This is a genomic window from Flagellimonas sp. L-11 (assembly GCF_056857735.1).
The window spans coordinates 1-26196 of record NZ_JBSXNR010000027.1 but is presented as its reverse complement, the minus strand read 5'-3'; the positions used below and the strand labels follow the sequence as shown (position 1 = coordinate 26196).

Sequence of the window (26196 nt, the reverse complement as noted above, 5' to 3'; positions counted from 1 at the left end):
CCATGTTACAGATTTTAGTGTCAACAGATTTTTCCAACAACTCCTATAATGCATTGTATTATGCAGCACAGTTGTTCAAGGGCAAGGAATGCATATTTCATATTGTAAATGTGTGCAGTAGCGAGAATGATCCGGATATGGAAAAAGCGAAACTGGATTCAAGCCAAGGGTTGGACGCTTTGGTACACCGTTTGGTCCGAGATGTTGGAGAGAACAAAGAACACAGCTTTAAAAAAGTTTCCCTTTGCTCCGATATGACCAAGGGAGTTGCTGAATATGCCAAATCGAACAAGGTGGACCTTACCGTTATCGGAAATAAGGAACAAGAAGAGATAAAACATATATTGTTCGGGAATAATGCCATGCAACTGGTAAGGGAAATAACCGGTTGTCCCGTGTTGATTGTTCCCTTGGAGATTGATTTTAAAAATGTCGATAAAATCGCATTTACATCCAATTACGCGAGACCAATTGCGGAAAAGAACATTAAAACTCTCCAATTTTTTAGTGGTTTAACAAATAGTGCAATTGTCCCTATGGTGATTGAGGAAAATAAAGATGATCGCACGGCCAGGAAAAATAAGGTCGATTTTCTCAGGGCCATTTCCGAGAACAGTTCAAAAGAGGTTGCTTTACCAGTATTTGATGGCAAGGTGAACACCATTTTGGAATTTGTGGATCTCTGGAGTATAGATATGCTCTGCATGGTGTATTATCCGCATCATTTTTTCTTGGAGTTTATTGGAAAGGGTATTATAAAAGAGCTCAATACAAAATTGAAGGTACCCTTTTTGATTCTGCCGAACAGTTGACCAAAATCATGGTACAACATTTTGAAGTACTGTAATTTTCGCTAAAACAAAAACCATCATGAACAAGAGAATTTTGTTGCCTACGGACTATTCCAAAAATGCATTGAATGCCATTAGGTACGCATTGGAACTATACAGTAATGTGCGATGCGATTTTTATATACTCAATGCCTTTCATATTTCAGGATATACTTTGGACAGTATGAGGGTTCCCGAAATAGGGGAACCTTATTATGAAGCGGCAAAAAAAGAGTCCGAAGAAGGCATGGAACGATTGATGCAAATCATAAAGCTCCATCCTCAAAATAATAAGCACCAATTCCATACCATTACAACCTTCAACAGCTTAAGCGAGGCCATTAAAATTGTAATCGACAAAAAGGACATCGACATTATTGTAATGGGCACCAAAGGGATTACTGAATCCAAAGCCCGCATATTTGGTACCAATACCGTAAATGTGATGGAGCAGGTACGGGAATGCCCCGTTATTGCAGTACCCAACGATTATATGTTTCAAATACCAAGGGAGATTGTTTTTCCCACGGATTATAAAACCCCTTTTAAGAGAAAGGAAATAGGGGATTTAACAGAGCTCGCCAAATTGCACGATGCGAAGATTAACGTGGTGCACATAGATAAGGACAAGGATGGAAAACTCAGCCGAAAAGAAGAGATGAACAAGGAACTGCTGCAAGAAATTTTACAGGGTACAGATTATGAAATGCATTTTTTGCCCGCAGATAAGATCAGTGATGGCATCAACAAGTTTATAGAGGAGAATAATTGCGACATGGTGGCCTTTTTGAACAAAAAACATTTGTTCTTCGGGAGTATCCTTTCAAATCCCCTGGTAAAAAAGATAGGGTTTGATCCCCAAGTGCCCATTTTGGAACTGAACGATAACTAAAAAAGTTGAGATTATGAAACAAATAGGAATATGGTTGGACAAACTAGAAGCCAACGGAGTAATATTGGACAATGGAAAGGAAAGTCTTTTTAACATTCCTTCGGAACTGGAATTTTTTAACCCCAAGGGAGGATCACGGTCCAAAACCAGATGGGGTCCGCAAGATGTTATCCAGGATAGCAAATATCTTGAGAGGGAAAAACATCAGTTAAAAAATTATTTTGAAGAGATAGCCGAGCAGATTTCCGATGCGGACCAAATAGCCATTTTTGGACCGGCCGAAGCCCCGGAAAAATTTGTAGAGTCCCTAAAAGACAACCATCCAAAATTGGCCTCGAAGATAAAGACCACCAAAACGGTGGATAGCATGACCAAGAACCAGTTCAAAGCATTGGTAAAACAATCTTTTGGAATGGATGACCGGTATCCGGATGGCACTTAACTAGATCATCAATATGATTTAGATCATTTCACAATAACCGACCAAACCTTACATTCAATAGCAATTTAATAAAGGGCCATAATAATGTTAAGGGAGAGACAAATAGAGCTGATGCACGGAGAATTGCAAAATTGGAAATCCTATTTGCAGTTTATCGAAGGTGAAATGGTCTTTATCCAAGGGCTGTTGGACTCCTATGTATTTGAGCCATGTACTCCCAAACTCTTCGAGCGTCTGGAAACATTCAAAGAACATTTCAAGATTTCCAAGAGGAAAAGAAGATCACTGTCCGAAACCATTAAGAAACATGAAAATGGACTTGGTGGCATTTTTGAATGTGTAGACGATGAATGTGATGACCACTACTACCAAAAGCACCAGGAACTCAATAAGAAAATAACGGATTACATCAAAGCCTACATCAATCTTAAAAAGGAGGTTTATGATTATGCAGGGTCTGTGCTCAAAAAAAAGAAACCATCATACTGACTTGACCATGTTTTTGTAGCGTAAAATACAGTGCTTGTCGGATTGTCAAATATTCATTAATCAGTAAATTAAATAGTTATGTCACTTGTAAAATTGAACGGAAAGCGATTTCCATGGAACGAGAGATTGATTGATTTCTTCAATCGAGATGCATTTGTGGATGATGATTTTTTCAATTTGGAAAAAACCCATCCATCAATGAATGTTAAGGAACACAAAGATGGTTTTGAAATTGAATTTGCCGCACCTGGATTTGAAAAAAAAGATTTCAAGATCACTATAAAAGATGATGTATTGGAAGTTTCTGCACAAAAAGAAAAGGAAGAGACCAAGGAGGAAGAAAACTTCACCCGAAGGGAATTCAACTACAATGCATTTACGAGGACCTTGCAATTGCCCGCTTCGGTTGATCGATCAAAAGAAGTAAAGGCAGTTTACAAAAATGGTATTCTTAGGCTTAAAGTCCTTAAAATGGAAGAAGCCAAGAAAGAACAGAAAAAAATAATAGAGGTAGTGTAACCTGAGTTCGCGGTAGATGAACTTTCATCTGCCGCCCAAAAGCATTAAAATGATGGAAACAAAATCAAACAAAAGAAAATTTAGGGAATGGTTTAGTGCGGACGAGCTGCACGAAGAATCAAAAAGGTGGTCCTCTGAATTAAAATTTGCCCGTGATGAACAAAAATTTCTGAATCAAATGGTGAAGGACTATACATTGGACATTATAGATTCCGATATGTTCAAAAGCGTACAACCTGTAGTTGAATCCTTGGACAAATTGGAGAAAGACTTGGTGGATCTCTTCAAAAAAGTGCAATTGCACGAGAATCAACTTCAGATTATGGTAGATGAGGTAAACCAAGAAAAAATGGAGGAGGCCTACTTGGACACGCATAATGATCTGGGCAAGGAGATAGAAGATTACTTTGTAAAATATAGAGACTCCAAAACCAAAATATTCAATATCGTATCCAACGTAATCAAGCGCAAAAAGCAAAAAAGATTGTTGAACTAAGTTTATTTAGAAACAAAGCATATGAAAGTACTGGTGTATAGCGCCAAGGATTTTGAGATAAAAGAACTGAAAAAATCCAATGGTAACAAGCATAAGATCAAGTTCGTACCCGATACCCTGAACTCCACAACGGCAGTAATGGCAGCCGGGTACGATGCCATTTCAATTTTTTCAAACGACGAAGCGTCTTTGGTGGTTCTGGAGATTTTAAAGGAGCTGGGGGTAAAATACATTACCCTAAGATCAACGGGCTATAACAATGTCAGTGTTAAGTCCGCCAAACGAATAGGGCTTAAAGTGGCCTATGCTCCAGAGTATTCTCCCCATTCCATAGCAGAGCATGCGGTAGGTCTATTGTTGGCACTAAACCGTAAGTTGATCCAAGCCAATGCCCAAGTGAAACAACACAATTTTTTATTGGATGATTTGGTTGGACTTGATTTGAACGGAAAAACGGTTGGCATTGTGGGAACGGGTAGAATCGGTTCCATTTTGGTAAAAATATTCCATGCTTTCGGATGCAAGGTGGTAGCCAACGATGTGAAGCGGAACCAATATCTGGAAAATCATTATGATCTTGAGTACCTTCCTTTGGAAGAACTATGCAGAAGATCGGATGTAATCAGTATAAATGTGCCCCTAAATTATGAAACACACCACATTTTTTACGAACCATTGTTCTTGGCAATGAAGCCGGGAGCTTTATTGATCAATACGGCAAGGGGAGGTATCGTAAAAACGGAAGATGTTATAAGCGCATTAAAAGATGGCCATCTTGGAGGATATGCCACCGATGTTTATGAACATGAAAGAGGTGTGTTCTTTAGGGATAACAGTAAAACAGGATTAAACGATGCGCTTTTACAAGAATTGATCGCATTGCCCAATGTACTTTTAACGCCCCACCAAGCCTTCGCAACCAAAGAAGCCCTTGAAAGAATTGCGGAGACCACCATTTATAACCTCGATTGCTGGGAAGAAGGGAAAATCTGTAAAAACGAATTGGGTTACGAAACCATCTCGTTATAACAGAGGGCTCAACAATTTGGCAAAGCCTTGTGCCAATTTTTTAATCCAAGGTCTCTTTTTGTATTTTTCATAATCTGTTAGGACAGTGGATTTTTCGCAATCCTTTAAAAAATCAGATTTCATGCGTTTGCACAGGGCGGGGTCATAAACAAAGACTTGTGCCTCATAATTTTGCTGTAGGCTCCTGTTATCGAGATTTGCCGTACCAATACTGGCAATCTCATCATCGCACAGCATAACTTTACTGTGCAAAAAGCCATCATCGTACAAATATATCTTGATTCCGGCCTTAAGGTACGACTCGTAATAGGCCCTAACGCACCAGTCCACAAGTTTAATATCCGTACTGGACGACATTAAAATTCTCACATCGACCCCGCTTAATGCTGCGGTAATAAGAGCTTGTAAAATGGCATGGTTTGGAATGATGTACGGATTAACGATGTAAAGGTATTTCTCGGCACTATTGATGATGGAAAAAAAGGCCTGCTCCATTACATCAAAATCATCATCAGGGCCACTGGGAACTATTTGTAGCGAAGTACCTTTCTGGGGAGCCTTGTGCACCTTGAATGCAGCTATATCCACTTTATTTTCACTAGCAAGATACCAATCGCCTACAAAAACTCTGTTCAAATAATCAACAGCCTCACCTTCAATCCTCAAATGGGTGTCGTGCCATTTGCCCAATGCAGGATCCCCTTTCAGGTACTTATCCGAAATATTGATACCGCCTGTAAAACCGACCTTATTGTCGATTACAATAATTTTTCTGTGGTTTCGGTAATTCAACGCGCTAAGGAACCTACCAAATTTAAAAGGAAGAAATTGGGCGGTTTCCACCCCGATTTGCTTTAACCTTTTAAGGTATTTTTTACTCAAGGAGTAACTGCCAATCCCATCATACAACAATCGCACAGTAACATTTTCAGCTACTTTTCTTTCAAAGACCTCCAATAGCTTATCGGCCAAAATCCCGTCTTCAAAAATGTAATATTGTAGGTGAATGTGTTCTTTGGCTTCTTCCAGCGCCTCAAATATACTTTCAAAGGTATTCTTCCCATCTTTTAGCAATTCAAGTTCGTTAAGGCACGTAACCGGGCATTTTGAAGTATTGTTGATCAAGGAGGTTATTTTTTGTTTGTTGGCGGATAATTCTGAATGGCATTGGGCATTTTCCAATTCATCCAAAGGATTAAACTGATTTTTTAAAGAAAACATTTTAATTTTCCTTCTGTTTCTGCCGAACAAAATATAGAGGAGAGCGCCGGCCACGGGAATGGTAAAAATGGCCAACAACCAGGCCAAGGTCTTGCTGGGCCTAACCCCGTTCAAAAGCAGGCTAACAACCATCAAAAGGGCAATTATAATATAAAGTCCTATGAGAATGGGTATGAGCATTAATTGTATTGATTCATTAAAATTCATTGACAAGTTAATCAAACTATTTGGGCGATTGAACGCTTCTTTTTAACTAATGGTTTCAATATTTTGAAACGTTTGAAAGATTGACTGTTAAATAAAAATCAATAAAACTGTATCAAATAGGAGGAAAAGGATACCAAAAAGAGGTGAAGGTTGCATTTTATTAAAAAATAATGGTCAACTGTGATATAAATAAAAAATGGCAGCGCTTAGATAAGTATTGGAAAATTAAGGTTTCACCTCTTGTATTTTAGGTTAAAATTAACATAAAACTAGAGGAACACTACTTAATTTTAAAGCCTATGGGTTCGTACAGACCAATTTTAACATATACCCACCTATTTTAATTAAAAGTAAATCAAACAACTAACTTATGAAAAGAAGAGATTTTGTACAGTACGCTGGTATGGGTGCAGGAGCAATGATGATGCCTTCGCTTCTTTTGGGGAACGATATTCCTGCAGAAGCGCTACTCGAACCAGGTATGGATACCGTACTTAAAAAGAAAATGGCAGATGTTGCCCTAAATACGGCAAAGTCCATGGGGGCCACCTATGCAGATGCCAGAATAGGGAGATATTTGAACCAATATGTTTTTACTAGGGAAGATAAAGTTCAGAACGTGGTGAATACAGAATCGTTCGGAATTGGGATCAGGGTTATAGCCAACGGAACTTGGGGCTTTTCCTCGACCAATGATGTAACCGAGGACGGTATAAAAATGGCTACCCAACATGCTGTTTCCATTGCCAAGGCCAATTCCAAGATTCAAAAAGAACCCGTAGTATTGGCTCCAGTTGAGTCGCATGGCGAAGTTTCTTGGAAAACTCCCATAAAAAAGGACTTTAAAGAAGTACCCATCTCCGAAAAAGTTGATTTGCTTTTGAATGCAAATGCGGCTGCCATGGAAAATGGCGCCAACTTTGTAAATTCCGCCCTTTTTATGGTGAACGAGCAAAAGTATTTTGCCTCTACCGATGGATCATACATTGATCAAGACGTACATCGTATTTGGCCAACCTTTAATGTTACGGCCATTGACCGTGCAGCAGGTAAATTCAAGAGCCGTCAGGCATTGAGCGCACCAATGGGTATGGGCTACGAGTACATGGACGGCCTGGAATCGGAAAAACTCTCCGGACCAGAAGGCATCACCTTATACAACAGAAGCTACGATATTATAGAGGACGCCACCATGGCGGCCAAACAGGCCAAGCAAAAATTAACGGCAAAATCGGTTGAAGCCGGTAAGTACGATTTGGTTTTGGAACCAAACCACCTTGGATTGACCATTCACGAATCTGTAGGCCACCCGTTGGAATTGGATCGTGTACTGGGTTACGAGGCCAACTACGCAGGTACCAGTTTTGCTACATTGGACAAATGGAAATCAAAAGACTTTAATTACGGAAGCAACATCGTAAACTTGGTTGCGGACAAGACCCAAGTAGGATCTTTAGGCGCCGTAGGTTATGATGATGAGGGCGTAAAAACCAAAAAATGGGATTTGGTCAGAAACGGAACCTTGGTGAACTATCAGGCCATTCGCGACCAGGTGCATATGATCGATCAAAACGAATCGCACGGATGCTGCTACGCCCAAAGTTGGGAAGATGTGCAGTTCCAACGTATGCCCAATGTTTCCTTGGAACCGGGTACGGAAAAATATTCCTTGCAGGATATGATCAAGGATGTGGACAAAGGCATCTACATTTTGGGCCGTGGTTCGTACTCCATTGACCAACAACGTTACAACTTCCAGTTTGGAGGAACCTTGTTCTACGAAATCAAGGACGGTGAGATTGTAGGTATGCTCGATGATGTAGCTTATCAATCCAATACCCAGGAATTCTGGAATTCTTGCGTCAAAATTTGTGATAAGGACGATTACAGATTGTTTGGTTCCTTCTTCGATGGAAAAGGGCAGCCTTCACAGGTAAGTGCCGTTTCACACGGTAGCTCCACGTCAAGATTCAACGGAGTCAATGTAATTAACACAGGTAGGACCATTTAAGGTTTATTCAAATTAAATAATAAGACAATGGCTATATATACAAAAGAAGAAGCAAAAAAGATTTTGGAAAAGGCGTTGAGTTTTTCCAAGGCCGATGCCTGCGAAATAAACCTAAGTGGAAGTAACAGCGGTAATATCCGATATGCAAGAAATACCGTATCCACTGCAGGATATAGATCAACACAAAGTTTGGCGGTACAATCAAGTTTTGGTAAAAAAGTAGGTACAGCCACCATCGATGAGTTTGATGATGCATCGTTGGAAAAAGTGGTGAGAAGGGCTGAAGAATTGGCCCGATTGTCACCGGAAAACCCTGAGTTTATGTCTCCTTTGGGACCACAGGAATATGATGAAGCGATTACATATAAGGAAGCTACCGCCAATGTAACACCAGAGTTCAGGGCAGAGGTCGCCAATAAAAGCATTGTTCCCGCAGCGGCCAAAGATGTGACCGCAGCAGGTTTCTTGGACGATTCTGCCCAGTTTTCGGCCATGATCAATTCCAACGGACTGTTTGCTTACAATCAATCTACCGATGTGGACTTTACAGTAACCATGCGTACCAACGACGGTACAGGATCAGGCTGGGTGACCAGGGATTACAACGACATCTCCAAGTTTGATGCGGACGAAGCATCAAAAACGGCGATAGACAAAGCAGTAATGTCCAGAGAAGCCCAAGCCATAGAACCTGGAAAGTACACGGTAATTTTGGAACCGGCAGCATCGATTGGCCTATTGGAAAATATGTTCCGATCTTTTGATGCACGATCTGCCGATGAGGGTAGAAGTTTTATGTCCGCAAAAGAAGGGGGTAATAAAATTGGGCAAAAAATAGTGGACGAACGTGTTAATATTTGGTCAGATCCCTTACATCCCGATGTACCGACCTCCACTTGGAACGGAGCAGGGCAACCTTTAAAGAAAACCAGTTGGATAGAAAATGGTGTGGTGAAGAACCTGGCCTACAGCCGTTACTGGGCAGAAAAGCAAGGCGTAGACCCCGTGCCATTCCCAAGTAATGGAATAATGGAAGGTGGGGACGAAAGCCTTGAGGATATGATCAAGGGCACCAAAAAGGGTATTTTGGTGACTCGTTTTTGGTACATTAGAAGTGTGGACCCACAGACCTTATTGTACACTGGTTTGACCAGGGACGGTACTTTTTATATTGAAAACGGGGAAATCAAGTTTCCTGTCAAAAATTTTAGGTTCAACGAGAGCCCGATTATTATGTTGAATAATTTGGAATCCCTTGGGCAACAAGTACGTGTCGATGGAAACTTAATACCTTATATGAAGATTCGTGACTTTACGTTCACCAGTCTTTCGGATGCGGTATAATTACTAAGAATTAAAACAAACTGGTGGTCAGGTTATCCTTGACCGCCAGTTTTTTATTTTGGCAACGATTTTAGCCTACCACCTAAATGGCATTGGACAACGAATTCTTTTTTACACGATTGCAGTATGAGTCAGGGGATTGGGATGTGGATCAGCGTATGCCCTCCAATTTACTGAATTCCCTGGTCGAGTACACCACCTTAAAGGTGGATACTCAGGAGAAGATTATCACCCTTGCCAGCGACGATATTTTTAAAAGCCCATTCTGTTATATCTCGGGCCATAAATTGGTCCAGTTTACCAAAAAGGAACGCGAAAATTTTGAAAAATACGTGCGCAACGGTGGTTTTGTTTTTGCTGATGACTGTAACCACGATATTGATGGTCTTTTTGCCAAATCGTTCGAACGCCAAATGGAAGAAATATTCGGTCCGGGTGAACTTCGAAAAATTCCCAATGACCACGAAATCTATACCATTTTCTTTGAGTTTGATGATGGCCCTCCCACCACATCCCAAGAACTTAATGGTTGGGGAGATGACCTAGTGCACGATTACCTTAAGGCCATCATAATAAATGGAAGGATCGGTGTGCTATACAGCAACAAGGACTATGGCTGCGAATGGGATTACGATTTTAGAAACAAACGCTGGTACAAAATAGACAATACCCGATTTGGGGTGAATATTGTACTATATGCTTTAACCTCTTAACGATACTAATTTGGATAAAGAACTACAACAGATTGCAAGTGAAGTAGAAGGGCTTTCGGAAAAGCTGACCGCCCTTAAAAAAGAAATCGGCAAAGTAATTATTGGTCAAGAAGAGACCGTTTCCCAATTGCTCATCACATTTCTTGCAGGCGGCCACGCCTTGCTCGAAGGTGTGCCAGGACTTGCTAAAACATTGATGATCCGAACGCTCTCCAACGCCATCGACTTAAAGTTTAAACGGATACAGTTTACCCCCGATTTAATGCCATCGGATATTATCGGAACAGAAATTTTGGAAGAGGACCATAGCACGGGCAAAAAGTTCTTCAAATTTAACAAAGGACCCATCTTCTCTAACATCATTTTGGCGGATGAGATCAACCGAACACCACCAAAAACGCAGGCGGCACTTTTGGAGGCCATGCAGGAGTTCGAGGTGACTTATGGGGACAAAACGTATTCCTTGGACAAGCCATTTTTCATTTTGGCTACACAAAACCCCATTGAACAATCGGGAACTTTTGTGTTGCCGGAAGCACAGCAGGATAGATTCTTGTTGTACATCAAAATAGGATATCCAACGGACGAAGAAGAAACACAAATTTTAAAGGCCACTACGGGAACCAAAAAAGCCCAATTGAATAAGGTATTGTCAGGAGACGATATCGTGAGATTGCAACAACTGGTTCGAGAAGTTTCTATCAGCGATGGGTTGATTCAATATGTAAGTGATGTAATCCGTGCCACACGACCCGATACGACTTCCGTGGACTACGTGAAACAGTGGGTGGATTGGGGCGCAGGCCCACGTGCAGGTCAGGCAATGATTTTGACCGCGAAGGCGAATGCACTTTTGGAAGGTAGATTGGCCGTTACGCTGGAAGATTTACAAAAAGTAGTCTTACCTGTATTGCGGCACAGGGTACTCGTAAACTTTAGGGCCGATGCCGAAGGAATCACCTCGGATATGGTCACAAAAGAAATACTGAAAGCAGTTCAATTAAGGGATAAATAATGGCATCAAGGGACTACCACGACCTTTTAAAACCTGAAGTCATCAATACCGTATCGGGCCTTAGCCTGATCTCGCGTATTGTGGTGGAAGGATACACTTCCGGTCTGAACCGGAGCAAAAGTGTGGGGCCCGGAATGGAATTCAGTCAATACCGTGGTTATGAACCTGGGGACGACCTACGATTGCTAGATTGGAAGATGTTGGCCCGTTCAGGTCGCTATTACATCAAACAATCCGAAGTGGAAAGTCACGTTACCGTGAAATTTATCGTGGATGCAAGTGCTTCCATGGATCACAAAGAAGATGGCATTTCCAAATTGGAATTTGCTCGGATAATGGTTGCTTGTTTGTCACATATGGCTCAAAAACAAGGCGATTCCGTAGGGCTTTTTGCACTCAATGAAGATGATTTTGTGAGTATCTACCCCAAAGCGGATAAGAAACATTTCAACCGTTTGCTGTTGGAGTTGTTGAGGATTTCCACCAAGGGGAAATGGCCCGAACTCTCCATTGCATCGAGAAGAATCCACAATAGGGGAGAAAAGGAGTTGGTATTTTTCCTGACGGATATGTACGAAGATGTTTCCGAACTGTCCGATTTTGTAAAAAGCCTGAAGACTGCCAAAAATGAGGTCGTTGTTCTTCAAATTATGTCTGGAAAAGAAATGGATTTTGATTATAAAAAGTCCGTCACTTTTGAAGATTTGGAAACTGGAGCCAAGGTCAAAGTGGATGTAAACAAGGCCAAAACAGCCTATTTAAAAGCTTTGGACGAAAAAGTAAATCAAACCAAAGAACAATTGCTATCCCAAGGAGTATATTATCATCTGTTTAGAATGGACAATGACTTGGGCGATGCATTACAATTATTTTTAAAAGAACGAATACGATTAGTGTAAATGGTTTTTGCGAATCCGTCATATCTCTGGGCACTTTTGGGACTTTTGGTTCCCTTGGCTATCCATTTGTGGAGTAAAAAGGAGGCGAAGACCATAAAAATTGGAAGTATCCAGTTGTTGGACGAATCCAATTCGCGGCAATCCAGTAGTATTCAATTGAACGAATGGTTGTTGCTATTGTTACGAATGTTGATTATAGCTTTGATTGTTTTATTGATGGCAGGCCCACAATGGCGCACCAAAGGCAATCAAAAACAAATAACCTATCTGGTGGAATCGTCTATTGCCAATGAAGCATCCATCAGCTCTGTTTTGGATAGCTTACAAGAGGATTCCCCTGTTTTTCTTTTGAAAAATGGATTTCCTGAGTGGGAAGTTGATGCCGATTATCAATCGGACAAGGAACAGCCCAACTATTGGCAATTGGTTCAAAAAATGGATTCGTTGCGTTCGGATAGTATTGTGGTTTTCACAAAAGCACTGGTCAAAGGAATCAAATCGATGCGGCCCAATACCCAAAAGAAAATCCATTGGGTGGTTATGGAATCAGAAGAAGCTAAAGATAGACCCTTATTGGCTTTTAATCGTGAATCAGGAGTTGAATTGATAACCGTTTCAAGCAGTGGTAGAGCGACCAAATTCAATAAAGAAGCATTGGAGGAGGGCTTTGAAATCACCAACGATAGCCTCCGTTTACTTTCCGATGAACCTATCACCGTTCCCTTAAATACATTGGATACAATTCAAATCAATTTGTATGTGGCGGACGATTTTGAACGCGAAGGAAAATATATGGAGGCGTCTTTTAGGGCATTATCGGCATTTTTGAAGCGTGAAATTGTTGTTCACAAAGAAGATGAACCGACGAGTGATCAAGCTAATTTGAACATTTGGTTGAGCAATGAACCTAAGTATAATTTAGAGGGTAAATGGTTGGTGTATCAAGAAAATCCTTTGGCAAAACAATTGATTGAATTATCCCCTCGGGAAAACTTATTTTATCTAACATCAAGATTGAACCCCAAAAACACGGTCGACCAACACTTGCCCGAACAGTTACTCACCATTTTAGGGCTGGATAATGATTTAAAAGCTGTGGTAACCAATGTGGATGCAAGACAATTGGACGAAGCTGAACTTAAACCCAATTATGTGGAACCAAAACGAAAAAGGGAACGGGCAACTTTACTTGATATTTCCCTCTGGGTATTCTGCTTTCTGGCTATGCTAATGATCGTTGAACGTTTGCTATCAAACTATAAAAAACAATGATGGGAGCAGGGGCGATAGAACAATTTCAGAAACGATGGCAGCAATTCAAATATGTGGAAGGATTGCTCTATGCTGTTGGATTTGGTGGTTTTGTGTACCTGTTGACCCATAATATTTTCTATGGAATTCTTGGTTTGCTAATGGCATCGGGAATTGCCTTTTGGATTTTAAAACCTTGGAAAATAAGTTCGGAAAATGCCGTAGGCTATATTGATGCGCACTTACCCGAAGCGGGATTTAGTAGTGGACTATTATTGTCACCAACCCATGAACTTTCCGATCTGTCCAAATTGCAGCAATATCGGGTGGCCACGCAATTGGAACCTGTTTTGTCCAAATTGAGACCGCCCCACAACCTATTAAAGGCGGCTCTTGTGATGTTTGGATTGATACTGTTGGGACTTGCCGGCAGATTTGTACTGACCAAGTTTGGAAATCCATCGGGAGGAGATTCATCAAATACCGAACAAATCACTTTTGCTCCGAAAGATACTTTGTCCACTACTGCTGAAATCCCAGAATTGATAGCGACCAATATCACGATTGCATATCCAGCATATACAAGAAAAAGGACGTTGAACACTTCGGCTCCCAACATTAAAGCTGTGGAAGGTTCAAGAGTCACCTGGAATCTTGAATTCGATGGTGATGTGCAAGAGGTGGAGATGGATTTGATGGGCGAGCGCATCGGTTTTACAAAAACACAAGAATCATATCGATTGACCAAAAAACTAGAGGCTTCAGGCTTTTACAGTTTCACTTTTAAAGATGATAGTGGGAATGACTACGTAAGCGATTTGTATTCCATGGAAATGGTGACCGATGAACCACCAATGGTTCAAATTGAAGGCTTGGACAACTATACCTATTTTGAGTTTGATGATGATAAACGTTTGATGCTCAACACCAACATTTCTGATGATTTTGGAATTGATGATACCTACATTATTGCAACAGTGAGCAAAGGCTCTGGTGAATCGGTTAAATTTCGAGAGGAAACCGTCCGTTTTGATGCGGCTATTCCCAAAGGGAATAAACGAACCCAATTACAGCAAGCTTTGGATTTGGATGCCCTTAAAATGGACCCGGGGGATGAACTCTATTTTTATGTGGAGGCGCTGGATCAAAAAACACCAACACAGAACATTGGACGTAGCGAGACCTATTTCGCTGTAATCCGAGATACGGTATCCGATGCTTTTGTGGTAGAGGGGAACTTGGGCGTGGATTTAATGCCCGACTATTTTAGGAGCCAACGCCAATTGATCATCGATACAGAAAAACTCATTGCGGACAAACCAAATACTTCTGAAAAAGATTTCAAGTCTAGGAGCAACGAATTAGGTTTTGATCAAAAACAATTGCGTTTAAAGTATGGACAGTTTATGGGAGATGAGACCGAAATGCAAGCAGCACCAGGGCAAGTTTCTTCAACTGAAGCAGAAGGAGATGGCCATGCGGGTGAGGAAGGCGAAGACCTTTTGGATGAATACAGTCACAGGCACGATAGCGATAACGAACACAATTTGGTCCAGGAGCAAGAACACGGTCACGAGAATGGGGAAGAAGAGGAAGACCCCCTGCACGATTATTTGCACAACCATTCGGACCCGGAAGCGTCGACCCTGTTCGAAAAATCATTGAAGGCAAAGCTTCGGGATGCGTTGAACATTATGTGGGATGCTGAACTCCATTTACGACTTTACGAACCTGAAAAATCATTGCCGTACCAATATGACGCCCTTAAAATAATTCAAGACATAAAAAACAGTGCGCGAATTTATGTGCATCGCATCGGTTTTGACCCACCGCCCATTAAAGAGGAAAGTAGGTTGAGCGGGGATATTGGGGATATTACCAATTTTGATAAAAAGGAAGCGTTTGAATATCAAATGCCCTTTACTTCAACGAGGGAAACCATTGCTCGTTTGGAACGTTTGATTTTAGGTGAAAAGCAGTTTGATGACCGCGATAGTGCCCTTTTTATTGACGCAGGAAATGAACTGGCGCCAAAAGCAATTTCCGAACCGCTCAAATATTTAAAAGTACTTCAGGGTTTACGAGATCTTGAAAAAGTTGCAAATAGAAACAAAGAAAACTTTAAAGCGGTTCAAAAAAACCTATTGGAAGTACTTCCCGAGGTAGCGGACAATCCGATGAAAAGGGCCGAATACCAAGACGAAATCAATCTATTGTATCTAAAGGAATTGGGAGTTTATGAGTGATGGGGCGATGTTTATGAACCAAAATCTTTTGTGGCCCGTGATTTTGATCGGTCTGGTACTATGGGCGGTTTTTATCTTGAAAGAATGGTCGCAACGAAAAGAGCAAAGGTTTTGGGTAAAATTGATTACAGCGTTTTTGGCGATTGCCTCATTGGCGATGATCGTACTGAAGCCGAGTACTTGGCAAAAATCAACCAACGGAAAAGGCGTTGTTTTGACCGAAGGATATCGACCTACTCAGTTGGATAGTTTAAAATCAATTTACAAACGCATACAAACCGAAGCGTATTCCAAAGGAAGAACATTGTCCATTGTGGAAGATGTGGACTCTTTGTTTGTTCTTGGTCATGGTTTGGCACCTTTTGATTTTTGGCAGGTGAAGGATGAATACGTTGCCTTTTTGGGCGGTGAAGCGGTGGCAGGATGGACGGATATTTCGTATAAAACCGAAATTCCACTGGGCGAAGTTTTATCCGTTAATGCCAAATATTCCCAACCAAAAGAGGGGCATTGGGCCATTTTGACCGATAATGGGGGCAATCCCTTGGATTCAGTGCTTTTAAGAGAAGCGAAGGGGCAGCGAGTAACACTTAAGGCCAATCCTAAAGCAAGCGGACAGTTTGTTTACCATCTTTTGGAGAAAAATGACAAAGGCATATTATCCGATGAGCCACTGCCCGTTCAAATAGTGGAGGGGAAGCCCTTAAAGATTTTGATGGTCAATACGTTTCCCACTTTTGAGACGAAATACCTTAAAAATTTCTTGACAGAGAATGGACATGAGGTGCTGGCTCGGACACAGCTTACCAAAGGTAAATACAAGTTTGAATATTTTAATGGGGCATCGAATCCCATTTATGGTTTTACCGAGGAGCATTTGAAAGATTTTGACCTTTTAATCATTGATACAGACTCCTACACGGGGCTTGGAAGTGCCTCAAAAGCGGCAATGGAGAAGGTTGCCAAAAGTAATGGACTTGGTATTTTTGTCCAACCCAGTGAAAGTTTGTTCCGGCTTTCCGTAAATCACTTGCCATTGCGGTTCAATCGTGATTTTATTACTGAGATTTCTTTGGGTGAACCAGCGCAAACCCTTCAAAAATATCCGTATAATTTTCAACAGGATGTTCCGGCACAAGAAATTTTGGTGGACTCTTTGGCGGTAGCGACCTCTGTTCCCGTGGAAAAAGGTAAAATGGGCACTACGGTGCTTCAAAACACCTATCAGTTGGTTTTGGATGGAAAGGAGGAGCTTTATGCCCGTATCTGGACTCAAATTCTTGATGAAATAGTAAGGGAACAGCATACGGTAGTGGAATGGAAAGCTGTAACCCAAACCCCAAGACCAGACGAACCTTTCGAGTTTGAATTGCGAACCTCGTTAAACAGTTTTGAGGTCAAAACCGATGAAGGGGCATATATTCCCTTGCTTCAAGATGGTTTGGTGTCCAATAAATGGACCGGAATTGCATATCCGCGAAAAAGGGGATGGAACCAACTTGAGGTTTCCAAAGATACCATAGCTCATTATTCATACTACGTTTTTGATGAAGACCAACGTGGATATGTTACAAGGTCAGAAACCTTGGAAGCCAACCTTCGCGAATTTGGCACTCAAAACAATTTTAGCACTTCTGTTTCAACATCAAAAAAAGCCTTGAGACCAATTTCATCAGTATGGTTTTATGGTGTGCTTCTTTTGTGTTTGGGTTGGTTATGGTTGGAGCCTAAGCTGTTTAACTAGGGTTTTTAAAGCTACATTCAAGGTGGTTGCAAGAACAAGGTTGTACTTAGTATAATTTCTATTTATAAGTATATTCATTTGGCTCAATATGGATGAGTACATGTCCTAGATTGGGAATTTCTTTTCGTAAATAATCTTTTAGATTATGAGCGATCCAATGGCCTTTTTCCACAGAAATTCTCCCATCTACAATAGCATGAAGATCTACATGGTATCTCATCCCGGACTTGCGGATAAAACATTTTTCGGTTCCTAAAACTCCATCTACTTGCGAAGATTTTTTCCGGATCTCTAAAATTAGTTCATCATATTGGTGCTCGTCCATGATCTCACCGAGTGCGGGACGAAATATCAAATAACTATTGTAAAGGATAAAGACTGATGCCAGAAGGGCGGCCCAATCATCTGCTGTTTCATAGCCCTCGCCAAATAGAAGCGCAATGGAAATCCCCAAAAATGCCATTACGGAGGTTATCGCATCGCTCCTATGGTGCCAGGCATCTGCCCGCAACGAGGAACTTTGGGTTTGTTTACTTTTTCTGATGACTACTTGAAATGAAATTTCCTTCCAAAGAATAATACCGCCCAAAACAATCAACGTCCAAGGTTCTGGAACTTTGTGCGGGGTTTGAATATGCTGGATACTTTCGTATGCAATGATTGTTGCGGATGTTACCAAAAAAGCAACAACAATAAATGTGACCAGGGGTTCTATTTTTCCATGCCCGTAAGGATGGTTCTCATCTGGTGGTTTTTCGGCATATTTGAAGCCGAGCAAAACCAAAAAGGACGAAAAAATATCGGTGGTGGATTCTATGGCGTCAGCAATTAGCGCATAGGAATTCCCAAAATATCCGGCCAAACCTTTTATCAAGGCCAACCCTATATTACCAAAAATACTAAAATAAGTAGTTCGTATGGCGGTTTTTTCGTTGCTCATATCATTTTTCGGTCAGATGCTGCTAAGATCGTGAATACAGATTAAAGCTGTGGTCAAAAAAATCCCCGACACTTGATAAGTTTTAAGGTCGGGGATTCTAAATAAAACAGAATGATCAGGTGTACTTAACAATTATGATATTGCAGCTTGTGCAGCTGCCACCCTAGCAATAGGAACTCTAAATGGAGAACAGCTTACATAGTTCATCCCTACTTTTTGGAAGAAGGCTATGGAACTTGGTTCCCCTCCATGTTCCCCACAGATGCCAACTTTAAGGTTGGATTGTGTTTCACGACCTCGTTTGGTGCCCAATTCCACTAATCTACCCACACCTTCTTGGTCCAATACCTCAAAAGGGTCCGCTTTCAAGATGCCTTTTTCAAGGTAGGTAGGTAAGAATTTCCCTGAATCGTCCCGGGAATATCCAAAGGTCATTTGGGTAAGGTCGTTGGTTCCGAAAGAGAAGAAATCCGCATTTTCTGCAATTTTATCGGCTATCAATATGGCCCTTGGGATTTCCATCATGGTACCTACGGAATACTCCACGGTGTCCTTGCGTTTTTTAAAGACCTCTTGGGCAGTCGCATCAATAATTGCTTTTTGTTGCACAAACTCTTCAACGGTTCCTACCAATGGAACCATTATTTCAGGTTTTACATGGATACCATCTTTTTTTACACTGAGCACAGCTTCCAAAATGGCCTGTGTCTGCATTTCGGTGATTTCGGGATAGGTGTTCCCCAATCTGCATCCACGGTGTCCCATCATCGGGTTGAACTCTTCCAGTTCGGCCACTTTACTTTTTACGGCGGCCAAAGAAATATGCAGCTCTTCGGCCAACTCTTTTTGGGTGGCCAATTGGTGGGGTACGAATTCATGCAAAGGTGGGTCCAGTAGCCTAATTGTTACAGGGAGTCCTTCCATGGCCCTAAAAATTCCTTCAAAGTCGTTTCGCTGCATGGGAAGAAGCTCCTTTAATGCCTGTTTACGGCCTTTTACGGTATCGGCCAAAATCATTTCCCGCATAGCTTTGATGCGGTCCACCTCAAAGAACATGTGCTCGGTACGGGTCAAACCAATGCCTTTTGCCCCAAAATTACGTGCTATCAGAGCATCCTTTGGAGTATCGGCATTTGTTCTTACCTCCATGGTGGCGTAGTTATCGGATAGTTCCATCAACTCTGCAAATTCGCCACTCAATTCCGGTTCCTTGGTGCCAACCTTACCTTCCAAAATGTTACCTGTTGAGCCATTGATGGAAATCCAATCCCCTTCATGGTACTCATGGCCATTAACTTTAAGGGTTCGGGTTTTGTAGTTGATCTTTAAAGCGCCGGCCCCGGAAACACAGCATTTACCTATACCTCTGGCCACAACCGCGGCATGCGATGTCATTCCTCCGCGGGCAGTAACAATCGCCTTGGCAATGTTCATTCCCTCTACATCTTCTGGAGAGGTTTCCACTCGCACTAGAATACTGTTTTTAAACTTATCGGCCTCATCGGCAAAGAAAACGATCTGACCGGTAGCCGCACCCGGTGATGCCGGCAAACCTTGTGCAATTACTTCGGCTTCTTCCAAGGCTTTGGGATCAAAGACAGGATGTAAAAGTTCGTTTAGTTTGTTGGGCTCTATGCGCAATAGGGCTTTTTTTTCATCGATCAGCCCTTCTTTGAGCAAGTCCATGGCGATTTTTACCATGGCGGCACCGGTACGCTTACCATTACGGGTCTGCAAAATCCAGAGTTTACCCTGTTGAATGGTAAATTCCATGTCCTGCATGTCTTGGTAATGCGTTTCCAGTTTGTTCTGGTATTCGAACAGTTCCTTATAAATGTTGGGCATCAACTCTTCCAAAGATGGATAGCTTTCCTTGCGTTCTTCCTCATCTATTTGAGCCAGTTTGGCCCAACGTTGTGATCCCAACAATGTAATTTGCTGAGGGGTACGAACTCCGGCAACCACATCTTCCCCTTGTGCGTTAATAAGGTATTCCCCATTGAACACATTTTCACCGGTTCCGGCATCCCTGGTAAAGCAAACCCCGGTTCCGGAATCCTCCCCCATGTTACCGAAGACCATGGCCTGCACATTTACAGCGGTGCCCCAATCTTCGGGATAACCGTGCATTTTTCGATAATAGAGGGCGCGGTCGCCGTTCCAGCTATCGAATACCGCGGTAATGGCACCCCAAAGCTGGTCCCATGGATTGGTCGGGAAGGGTTTCCCCGTTCTTTTTTTTACGATTTCCTTAAAGTCATACACTAAATCCTGAAGGTCTTGAACGGTAAACTGGGTGTCCTGCTCAATTCTTCGCTTGTCCTTTAAATGATCTATGATTTCTTCAAAGGGGTCAAGGTCGTCCTTGGATTCTGGTTTGAGACCCATTACCACGCTACTGTACATTTGAATGAAACGACGGTAGGAATCCCAGGCAAATCGCTCGTTGCCCGTCATTTTAATGACACCTTTAATGGATTCATCATTCAGACCCAGGTTGAGGACGGTATCCATCATGCCGGGCATGGAGACCCTTGCCCCGGAACGTACTGAAATCAATAGTGGGTTTTCATCATCGCCAAAAATGGTTCCCATGGTTTCCTCAATACGGGTTATGGCAGCCCGAACCTCGGGTTCAATACGATTTATTACGGCGTCTTTGCCCTCTTCGTTGTATTGCGTACAAACTTCTGTTGTTATAGTAAAACCGGGAGGTACAGGAATACCGATACGGCTCATTTCGGCCAAGTTGGCCCCTTTGCCACCGAGCAGTTCCTTCATATCGCGACCGCCATCAGCCTTTTTGTTACCGAAGGAATATACGCTGAGTTGGTTTGCTGTGAGTGTTTCCATCTTTTTATCTATTAAGAGATTGATAAATGCTAAAATCCATATGTAAAATTAGCTGCTTCTTGATCTTCAGAACATGATAAAAATCAGGGTTTTACCCCTTACAGCTGTTTAAACCTTGATTTTGTCTTTTTAAAAAGTGATTGATTAAGTACGATGGATAGCAAGTAGATTTTTTAAAAAAACTTGGAACAAATGATATTGGTACATGAGAAAAAGCCAACGTATGAAAAAAATATTTGATGGTTAAATGTTAAAAATCAGGTGTTTAGGAAAAAACTGACAAATATCATCTTTTAAGAATTTTCCGTAAAGGATCTTTGACCCAACAAAAAACAAGAACTATGCAATACCATACAACACACCGACAGTCGCTTTTAAAAGCAGCAATCCTTTGGATAACATTTGCCCTTGTACCACTTGCACTTTCCGCACAAAACTTTAAGCTCAACAATGCTGAAGGGGAAGTTATGGTAACAGGAACTTCGACCCTTCATGATTGGGAAGAGGTGGCAGAACAAAAATCAGGTTCAATTACATTGGACAATACAGGAGAGCTTCCAAAAATCAACGCTTTAAAGTTTACGGTTGAAGCCGAGAGCCTAAAGAGTGGAAAGGGAGCCATGGACAAGAATACTTACAAAGCACTCGAAACCAAAAAATACAAACAAATTGTATTTGAGTTGAAAAGTGTGAAAAGTGTTTCCCCGATCACCGCTACCTCTGATAGATACAAGGTGGTCGCCACGGGCAACCTTACCATTGCGGGAAGCACCAATACCATTGATTTGCCCTTTAATCTAACGATTAAGGATGATAGGGTGCTGCTCGAAGGCAAGAAACCTTTAAAAATGACAGATTACAACATAGAACCCCCCAAGGCACTTTTGGGTACCATTACCACAGGTGATGAGATCGAGGTTCTCTTTAACACCGTTTGGAAATAACTAAATCGTAATACTCAACTAATAAATTTAACGTAATGAAAAAATACACAAAATTCGGATTATTGGGCGCTGCATTTCTTGTAGGGCTTATGGGATATTCCCAAAATCGTCAACTGGACAATTTCCGCTCGCCGGACAAAAATGGAGTAAATGTTTTTGAAGCTCCAAAAGATACTGTAAGTACCTTTGATGGGGTAAAAGTAAGAGTGGGTGGATCATCTACTTTACAGTTCCAAGCAGTAGATCATGAAAACTCGGGGGCCGTAGAGCTTATCCCGATAGGGGACAACTTTAACCTGGCAACCGCAAACTTGGATTTGGATGTGGCCTTGGCCAAAGGTGTGAGAATGCACTTGAGAACTTACTTGTCATCCCGTCACCACCCAGAACCTTATGTAAAGGGAGGGTATTTCCAAGTGGACAACTTGGATTTCATTAGCCCTGGACTTTTGGAAGAAGCCATGAAGTACCTGACCATAAAAGTGGGACACATGGAAAACAACTATGGTGATGCCCATTTTAGGAGAACCGACAACTCGCAAGCCATGCACAACCCATTTGTTGGTAACTTGATCATGGATGCGTTTACCACAGAGGTTGGTGGAGAAGTTTACTTCCAAAAAAATGGATTCATAGGTATGTTCGGGCTTTCCAACGGTAAATTGAACCAAGCAGTGAACAATCCAGAAACCACAGGAGCCTCAATATTGGCCAAATTGGGATACGATAGTCAAGTGACCGAGGATTTGAGACTTAGGTTTACCGGTTCCATGTACAGCACAAACAAATCCGCCAGAACATATCTTTATAGTGCCGATAGGGCAGGGTCTAGATACTATTTGGTGATGGAGGATGTTGACGCTTCTACATCGGGCAATTTTAGATCGGGCAGATACAATCCAGGTTTCAACAACGAAATCACTGCCTTTATGATCAACCCGTTTGTAAAATATAAAGGATTGGAGTTTTTTGGAACCTTTGAAAGTGCTTCTGGAAAAACTGATGCTGAAACCGATGATAGAAATGCTACGCAATTGGCAGGTGAGTTGATCTACCGATTCGGCAACAATGAAAATTTCTACTTGGGAACTCGATACAATACTGTAAATTCAGACGACCCATCAGGATCGGAAGTAACGATAGATAGATTCCAACTTGGAGGTGGTATATTCTTGACCAAGAACATTTTGGCCAAAATAGAGTATGTAAACCAACAATATGATGGATACGATACCACAAGTATCTTCCACGATGGTGAGTTTAAAGGGGTTTTATTGGAAGCTGTAATCAGTTTCTAGACCATCATTGATCTTTAACAAGGCCTAGGACAGCAATGCCCTAGGTCTTACATCTTAAAATCATTATATTTAGGTTTCATGTTGACCTCAATCCCACATATCACAAAAACCCTGTTGTTAGGATTGTTTTTTATATCCTGGTTCAACTTTAACGACCCGGAACGGGAAACCAAAGTAAGGGTAGAGCCAGAGAGTGAGGTTGTGATTGCCGGTACCACCAACGTTAATAATTTTACCTGCAAGTATAATTTACAGGAGTTGGAGATGCCCATTCGTTTGATCTATGATGAAAAGTCCGAGCAAATTCTTTTTAAAAACGCAGAACTTACATTGATCAACGATTGTTTTGATTGTGGGGGCAAGGCCATTAATAGAGACTTTCAGGAATTGCTCAAAACAGAACGGCACCCACAAGTGGGACTAAAACTTCTCTATGTGGAACCCCCATCACCAAATCAAAGTATGGTGGATGTTGGTGTCGAAATTAAGATTGCCGGTGTTTCCCGAAAGTACCAGACACTACTTAATTGTGAACAGGCAAAGGATATATGTGTCAACGGAACGTTGGAACTCAAGCTCAGCGATTTTGACTTGGAACCCCCAAAGAAAATGCTTGGCATGATTAAGGTTGATGATGAAATAAAAGTCCATTTAACATTGCAGTTGAGTGAGATTTGATTATTGATCACTTGTTGCATAAAAAATCCGTTGGAATGTATATATCTAACGGATTTTTTGTTTTTTGACACATTTCATAAAACCTTTAATCAGTATCTTGTGTACCACATTTGAAACTGAAATTAACTACAAACAATACCAATGGACAGAATTTTATCATTAAAAGGGATTTTTACCCTCGCCTTTACACTATTTTCAATTACATTTTATGCTCAAGACAGTTTTGGCGGACTCGCATTATATACCGTGCGTGAAAACATGGGAGAAGATGCAAAGGCTACTTTACAAAAGGTGGCGGATGCAGGTTATGCCTATATTGAAGCGGCTGATTACAAAGACGGAAAATTTTATGGTATGGAGCCACAAGCATTTAAAGCCTACGCGGAGAGTTTGGGGCTGGATCCGGTAAGTGCACACATGGGTAGTGTAACTTTGGATAATGCAGATCAGCAAATTGCTGACACCAAGGCCGCGGGATTTGAATATTTCACGATTCCAGTGCCTCCGATGGGCATGTTCACTTTTGATCCAAAGAACAGAACCATGGGCATGAAAGGCACTATGAAAGAGTTTGCTGATATTCTCACAACATTGGGAGAAAAATGTGAAGCAGCTGGATTGAAACTATTGTACCACAATCACGATTTTGAATTCAAGGACAATGAAGAAGGAGTAAAACCAATAGTTTATTTGCTGGAAAATACCAATCCAAAATATGTAAATTTCCAAATGGACTTATACTGGGTTACTAGAGCTGGAGCAGACCCGGTCGATTACTTTGAGGAATATCCAGGAAGATTTAAGTTATGGCACGTGAAGGACATGGACGAGGAAGGAAAATTTGCACCCGTAGGAGAGGGCACCATTGACTTTAAAAGAATTTTGGGAGAAAAAGGAACTTCTGGAATGATAAAATACTTTGTTGAACAGGATATGACCTGGGACAAGAAACCTTTGGAAGTCATTAAGATTAGCCATAAAGGCTTGAAAGAGATAGGTTTTAAGTAAAAATTAATGTAACCGTTTTGAATGTCTTTTCATAAAAGTGATAAGAAATTAAAAAAATATTTTTTACAATCGGTTACATTAGTATCTTTGCACCCGCAAAGTTTGGTCGCGTAGCTCAGCTGGATAGAGCATCTGCCTTCTAAGCAGACGGTCGAAGGTTCGAATCCTTCCGCGATCACCAGTAAATAAAGGGCCTTGGAAAGTTTTACTTTCCAAGGCCTATTTTTTTGCAAACAATTTGCAAACACGTCGTTTTTTAAGAAAATTTAACTCAATATCAATCTATTTGTTAAATATTGAATCCATTTACATTGTTTTATTCATTAGTTCCATTCTTCTATCATAGAAACGATCAGACTTCTTTTTGAGACATTTTAATTAGATATAGCACATTCTGTATAAGGAAACTAAAATCATTAGGAGAATATTACAAATAGCTGCTTGCTAGCTCTGGATTTTCTTTTTTAAATTATGGAGAGATGTTTTATTCGGGGATGGGAATGAAAACTGCCTTATCTCAATCTGTAAAAACGGGCATGTTGTACCACTCTCGTTGGAAAAAATGGGCACCGCACAACAACGGTAAGCCCTAGCGTACAAATCTCTGTGACAAAATATTGGATGGTTCACATTTGCCGTTTTCGGTGGTTTCTGTTATCCGTCCAAGCCAGTTACATCCTCAATCTCATAAACAATTCATGGGTATTGTTGTCCAACCCGTCAATGGGGTTTTGGATGGAGGTCTCATAGGCATAGCCCAGATTGAAGCCGTTGCTGATGTTGAAGAGGAACAGCCCGCTGACGCTTTCATCGTACCTGTAGCTGGCCCCGAACTCAAAGCGTTCCCCTAAGTCCAGGATGCCGGTCAGTTCCACCGAAATGGGGGAGGCATCCACGTAGCGCAACATCCCCATGGTCTTCAGGTCCAAGGTTTTGCCCAAGAGAAAGGTATACCCCCCGCTGAGGTAGGCGTGCATGCGGTCGGTCCCCAAATAGGCATTTCCATCGCGTTCCTGCAAGCGATCCGGGGTCAGCAGCTTGGGAGCGGACAGGGATGCAAAATACCTATCGTGCTTCAAATAGACCCCGGCCCCGACATTGGGGTTGAAACGGCTATCGTAGTCCAT

At 41.5% G+C, this 26196-nt stretch carries 23 protein-coding genes and 1 tRNA gene; 20 read left to right on the top strand and 4 right to left on the bottom strand.

The window, feature by feature from the left end; all coding sequences use genetic code 11:
- Positions 1-2 precede the first annotated feature (2 nt).
- From AC13CC_RS02555 to AC13CC_RS02525, 7 genes are all read left to right on the top strand, one after another.
- Complete coding sequence (locus tag AC13CC_RS02555) at positions 3-812, top strand: universal stress protein (RefSeq protein ID WP_326279221.1); 810 nt, start codon at positions 3-5, stop codon at positions 810-812.
- 58 nt (positions 813-870) lie between these two features.
- Positions 871-1722, top strand: coding sequence for a universal stress protein (locus AC13CC_RS02550; RefSeq protein ID WP_482877176.1), 852 nt, complete (start codon positions 871-873; stop codon positions 1720-1722).
- A gap of 13 nt (positions 1723-1735) precedes the next feature.
- Complete coding sequence (locus AC13CC_RS02545) at positions 1736-2164, top strand: hypothetical protein (RefSeq protein ID WP_326279223.1); 429 nt, start codon at positions 1736-1738, stop codon at positions 2162-2164.
- 111 nt (positions 2165-2275) lie between these two features.
- Positions 2276-2653, top strand: coding sequence for a hypothetical protein (locus tag AC13CC_RS02540; protein ID WP_482878235.1), 378 nt, complete (start codon positions 2276-2278; stop codon positions 2651-2653).
- Between the two features lie 78 nt (positions 2654-2731).
- The gene (locus AC13CC_RS02535; protein ID WP_482877172.1) at positions 2732-3172 is read left to right on the top strand and encodes an Hsp20/alpha crystallin family protein; all 441 of its coding nucleotides are present in this window, start codon (positions 2732-2734) and stop codon (positions 3170-3172) included.
- Positions 3173-3221: 49 nt separating this feature from the next.
- Entirely contained in the window at positions 3222-3668 is a 447-nt protein-coding gene (locus AC13CC_RS02530) for a hypothetical protein (RefSeq protein ID WP_482877170.1), read from the top strand.
- Positions 3669-3689: 21 nt separating this feature from the next.
- A complete protein-coding gene (locus AC13CC_RS02525; protein ID WP_482877169.1) occupies positions 3690-4697 on the top strand; it encodes a 2-hydroxyacid dehydrogenase in 1008 nt (335 codons plus the stop codon).
- On the opposite strand, the gene cls is transcribed toward AC13CC_RS02525, so the two are convergent.
- Positions 4692-6098, bottom strand: coding sequence for a cardiolipin synthase (gene cls, locus AC13CC_RS02520; RefSeq protein ID WP_326279229.1), 1407 nt, complete (start codon positions 6096-6098; stop codon positions 4692-4694). The genes AC13CC_RS02525 and cls overlap by 6 nt on opposite strands.
- Positions 6099-6495: 397 nt before the next feature.
- Between cls and AC13CC_RS02515 the strand changes: the two genes are divergently transcribed.
- From AC13CC_RS02515 to AC13CC_RS02480, 8 genes are all read left to right on the top strand, one after another.
- Positions 6496-8136 (top strand): TldD/PmbA family protein, encoded by a 1641-nt coding sequence (locus tag AC13CC_RS02515; RefSeq protein ID WP_482877167.1) that lies wholly within the window; start codon positions 6496-6498, stop codon positions 8134-8136.
- Between the two features lie 27 nt (positions 8137-8163).
- The gene (locus AC13CC_RS02510; protein WP_482877165.1) at positions 8164-9480 is read left to right on the top strand and encodes a TldD/PmbA family protein; all 1317 of its coding nucleotides are present in this window, start codon (positions 8164-8166) and stop codon (positions 9478-9480) included.
- 92 nt (positions 9481-9572) lie between these two features.
- On the top strand, positions 9573-10193 hold the full coding sequence (locus tag AC13CC_RS02505) for a DUF4159 domain-containing protein (RefSeq protein ID WP_482877217.1): 621 nt from the start codon (positions 9573-9575) through the stop codon (positions 10191-10193).
- Between the two features lie 10 nt (positions 10194-10203).
- Positions 10204-11208, top strand: coding sequence for an AAA family ATPase (locus AC13CC_RS02500; RefSeq protein ID WP_482877164.1), 1005 nt, complete (start codon positions 10204-10206; stop codon positions 11206-11208).
- Positions 11208-12107, top strand: a complete 900-nt coding sequence (locus tag AC13CC_RS02495; RefSeq protein WP_326279233.1) for a DUF58 domain-containing protein — start codon at positions 11208-11210, stop codon at positions 12105-12107. The genes AC13CC_RS02500 and AC13CC_RS02495 overlap by 1 nt, the downstream gene beginning before the upstream one ends.
- Entirely contained in the window at positions 12108-13379 is a 1272-nt protein-coding gene (locus tag AC13CC_RS02490; protein WP_482877162.1) for a BatA domain-containing protein, read from the top strand.
- On the top strand, positions 13376-15604 hold the full coding sequence (locus tag AC13CC_RS02485; protein WP_482877161.1) for a tryptophan-rich sensory protein: 2229 nt from the start codon (positions 13376-13378) through the stop codon (positions 15602-15604). The genes AC13CC_RS02490 and AC13CC_RS02485 overlap by 4 nt, the downstream gene beginning before the upstream one ends.
- The gene (locus AC13CC_RS02480) at positions 15597-17348 is read left to right on the top strand and encodes a hypothetical protein (protein WP_482878234.1); all 1752 of its coding nucleotides are present in this window, start codon (positions 15597-15599) and stop codon (positions 17346-17348) included. The genes AC13CC_RS02485 and AC13CC_RS02480 overlap by 8 nt, the downstream gene beginning before the upstream one ends.
- A 58-nt stretch (positions 17349-17406) precedes the next feature.
- On the opposite strand, the gene AC13CC_RS02475 is transcribed toward AC13CC_RS02480, so the two are convergent.
- Both AC13CC_RS02475 and ppdK read right to left on the bottom strand, forming a co-directional pair.
- Positions 17407-18288, bottom strand: a complete 882-nt coding sequence (locus AC13CC_RS02475; protein WP_326279239.1) for a cation diffusion facilitator family transporter — start codon at positions 18286-18288, stop codon at positions 17407-17409.
- 132 nt (positions 18289-18420) lie between these two features.
- The gene (gene ppdK, locus AC13CC_RS02470) at positions 18421-21141 is read right to left on the bottom strand and encodes a pyruvate, phosphate dikinase (RefSeq protein WP_326279240.1); all 2721 of its coding nucleotides are present in this window, start codon (positions 21139-21141) and stop codon (positions 18421-18423) included.
- A gap of 341 nt (positions 21142-21482) precedes the next feature.
- On the opposite strand from ppdK, the gene AC13CC_RS02465 reads away from it, so the two are divergent.
- The 5 genes from AC13CC_RS02465 to AC13CC_RS02445 all read left to right on the top strand — a co-directional run bounded on the left by AC13CC_RS02465 (position 21483) and on the right by AC13CC_RS02445 (position 25250).
- Complete coding sequence (locus AC13CC_RS02465; protein WP_326279241.1) at positions 21483-22085, top strand: YceI family protein; 603 nt, start codon at positions 21483-21485, stop codon at positions 22083-22085.
- Positions 22086-22120: 35 nt separating this feature from the next.
- Positions 22121-23383 (top strand): hypothetical protein, encoded by a 1263-nt coding sequence (locus AC13CC_RS02460; RefSeq protein WP_326279242.1) that lies wholly within the window; start codon positions 22121-22123, stop codon positions 23381-23383.
- Positions 23384-23506: 123 nt separating this feature from the next.
- Positions 23507-24061, top strand: coding sequence for a YceI family protein (locus AC13CC_RS02455; RefSeq protein ID WP_326279243.1), 555 nt, complete (start codon positions 23507-23509; stop codon positions 24059-24061).
- A 141-nt stretch (positions 24062-24202) separates the two neighbouring features.
- Positions 24203-25069 carry a sugar phosphate isomerase/epimerase family protein gene (locus AC13CC_RS02450; protein ID WP_326279245.1) on the top strand — a complete coding sequence of 289 codons (867 nt, stop codon included), beginning with the start codon at positions 24203-24205 and terminating at the stop codon, positions 25067-25069.
- 104 nt (positions 25070-25173) lie between these two features.
- A tRNA-Arg gene (locus tag AC13CC_RS02445) sits at positions 25174-25250 on the top strand.
- Positions 25251-25740: 490 nt separating this feature from the next.
- On the opposite strand, the gene AC13CC_RS02440 is transcribed toward AC13CC_RS02445, so the two are convergent.
- On the bottom strand, positions 25741-26196 hold a 456-nt coding region (locus tag AC13CC_RS02440; RefSeq protein ID WP_482877155.1), incomplete at its 5' end, for a PorP/SprF family type IX secretion system membrane protein.

What these genes read in the sequence shown, in the direction of transcription:
- AC13CC_RS02555 (WP_326279221.1), top strand. Translation starts at nt 3, where the DNA reads ATGTTACAGATTTTAGTGTCAACAGATTTTTCCAACAACTCCTATAAT.
- AC13CC_RS02550 (WP_482877176.1), top strand. Translation starts at nt 871, where the DNA reads ATGAACAAGAGAATTTTGTTGCCTACGGACTATTCCAAAAATGCATTG.
- AC13CC_RS02545 (WP_326279223.1), top strand. Translation starts at nt 1,736, where the DNA reads ATGAAACAAATAGGAATATGGTTGGACAAACTAGAAGCCAACGGAGTA.
- AC13CC_RS02540 (WP_482878235.1), top strand. Translation starts at nt 2,276, where the DNA reads ATGCACGGAGAATTGCAAAATTGGAAATCCTATTTGCAGTTTATCGAA.
- AC13CC_RS02535 (WP_482877172.1), top strand. Translation starts at nt 2,732, where the DNA reads ATGTCACTTGTAAAATTGAACGGAAAGCGATTTCCATGGAACGAGAGA.
- AC13CC_RS02530 (WP_482877170.1), top strand. Translation starts at nt 3,222, where the DNA reads ATGATGGAAACAAAATCAAACAAAAGAAAATTTAGGGAATGGTTTAGT.
- AC13CC_RS02525 (WP_482877169.1), top strand. Translation starts at nt 3,690, where the DNA reads ATGAAAGTACTGGTGTATAGCGCCAAGGATTTTGAGATAAAAGAACTG.
- cls (WP_326279229.1), bottom strand. Translation starts at nt 6,098, where the DNA reads ATGCTCATACCCATTCTCATAGGACTTTATATTATAATTGCCCTTTTG.
- AC13CC_RS02515 (WP_482877167.1), top strand. Translation starts at nt 6,496, where the DNA reads ATGAAAAGAAGAGATTTTGTACAGTACGCTGGTATGGGTGCAGGAGCA.
- AC13CC_RS02510 (WP_482877165.1), top strand. Translation starts at nt 8,164, where the DNA reads ATGGCTATATATACAAAAGAAGAAGCAAAAAAGATTTTGGAAAAGGCG.
- AC13CC_RS02495 (WP_326279233.1), top strand. Translation starts at nt 11,208, where the DNA reads ATGGCATCAAGGGACTACCACGACCTTTTAAAACCTGAAGTCATCAAT.
- AC13CC_RS02490 (WP_482877162.1), top strand. Translation starts at nt 12,108, where the DNA reads ATGGTTTTTGCGAATCCGTCATATCTCTGGGCACTTTTGGGACTTTTG.
- AC13CC_RS02485 (WP_482877161.1), top strand. Translation starts at nt 13,376, where the DNA reads ATGATGGGAGCAGGGGCGATAGAACAATTTCAGAAACGATGGCAGCAA.
- AC13CC_RS02480 (WP_482878234.1), top strand. Translation starts at nt 15,597, where the DNA reads ATGAGTGATGGGGCGATGTTTATGAACCAAAATCTTTTGTGGCCCGTG.
- AC13CC_RS02475 (WP_326279239.1), bottom strand. Translation starts at nt 18,288, where the DNA reads ATGAGCAACGAAAAAACCGCCATACGAACTACTTATTTTAGTATTTTT.
- ppdK (WP_326279240.1), bottom strand. Translation starts at nt 21,141, where the DNA reads ATGGAAACACTCACAGCAAACCAACTCAGCGTATATTCCTTCGGTAAC.
- AC13CC_RS02465 (WP_326279241.1), top strand. Translation starts at nt 21,483, where the DNA reads ATGCAATACCATACAACACACCGACAGTCGCTTTTAAAAGCAGCAATC.
- AC13CC_RS02460 (WP_326279242.1), top strand. Translation starts at nt 22,121, where the DNA reads ATGAAAAAATACACAAAATTCGGATTATTGGGCGCTGCATTTCTTGTA.
- AC13CC_RS02450 (WP_326279245.1), top strand. Translation starts at nt 24,203, where the DNA reads ATGGACAGAATTTTATCATTAAAAGGGATTTTTACCCTCGCCTTTACA.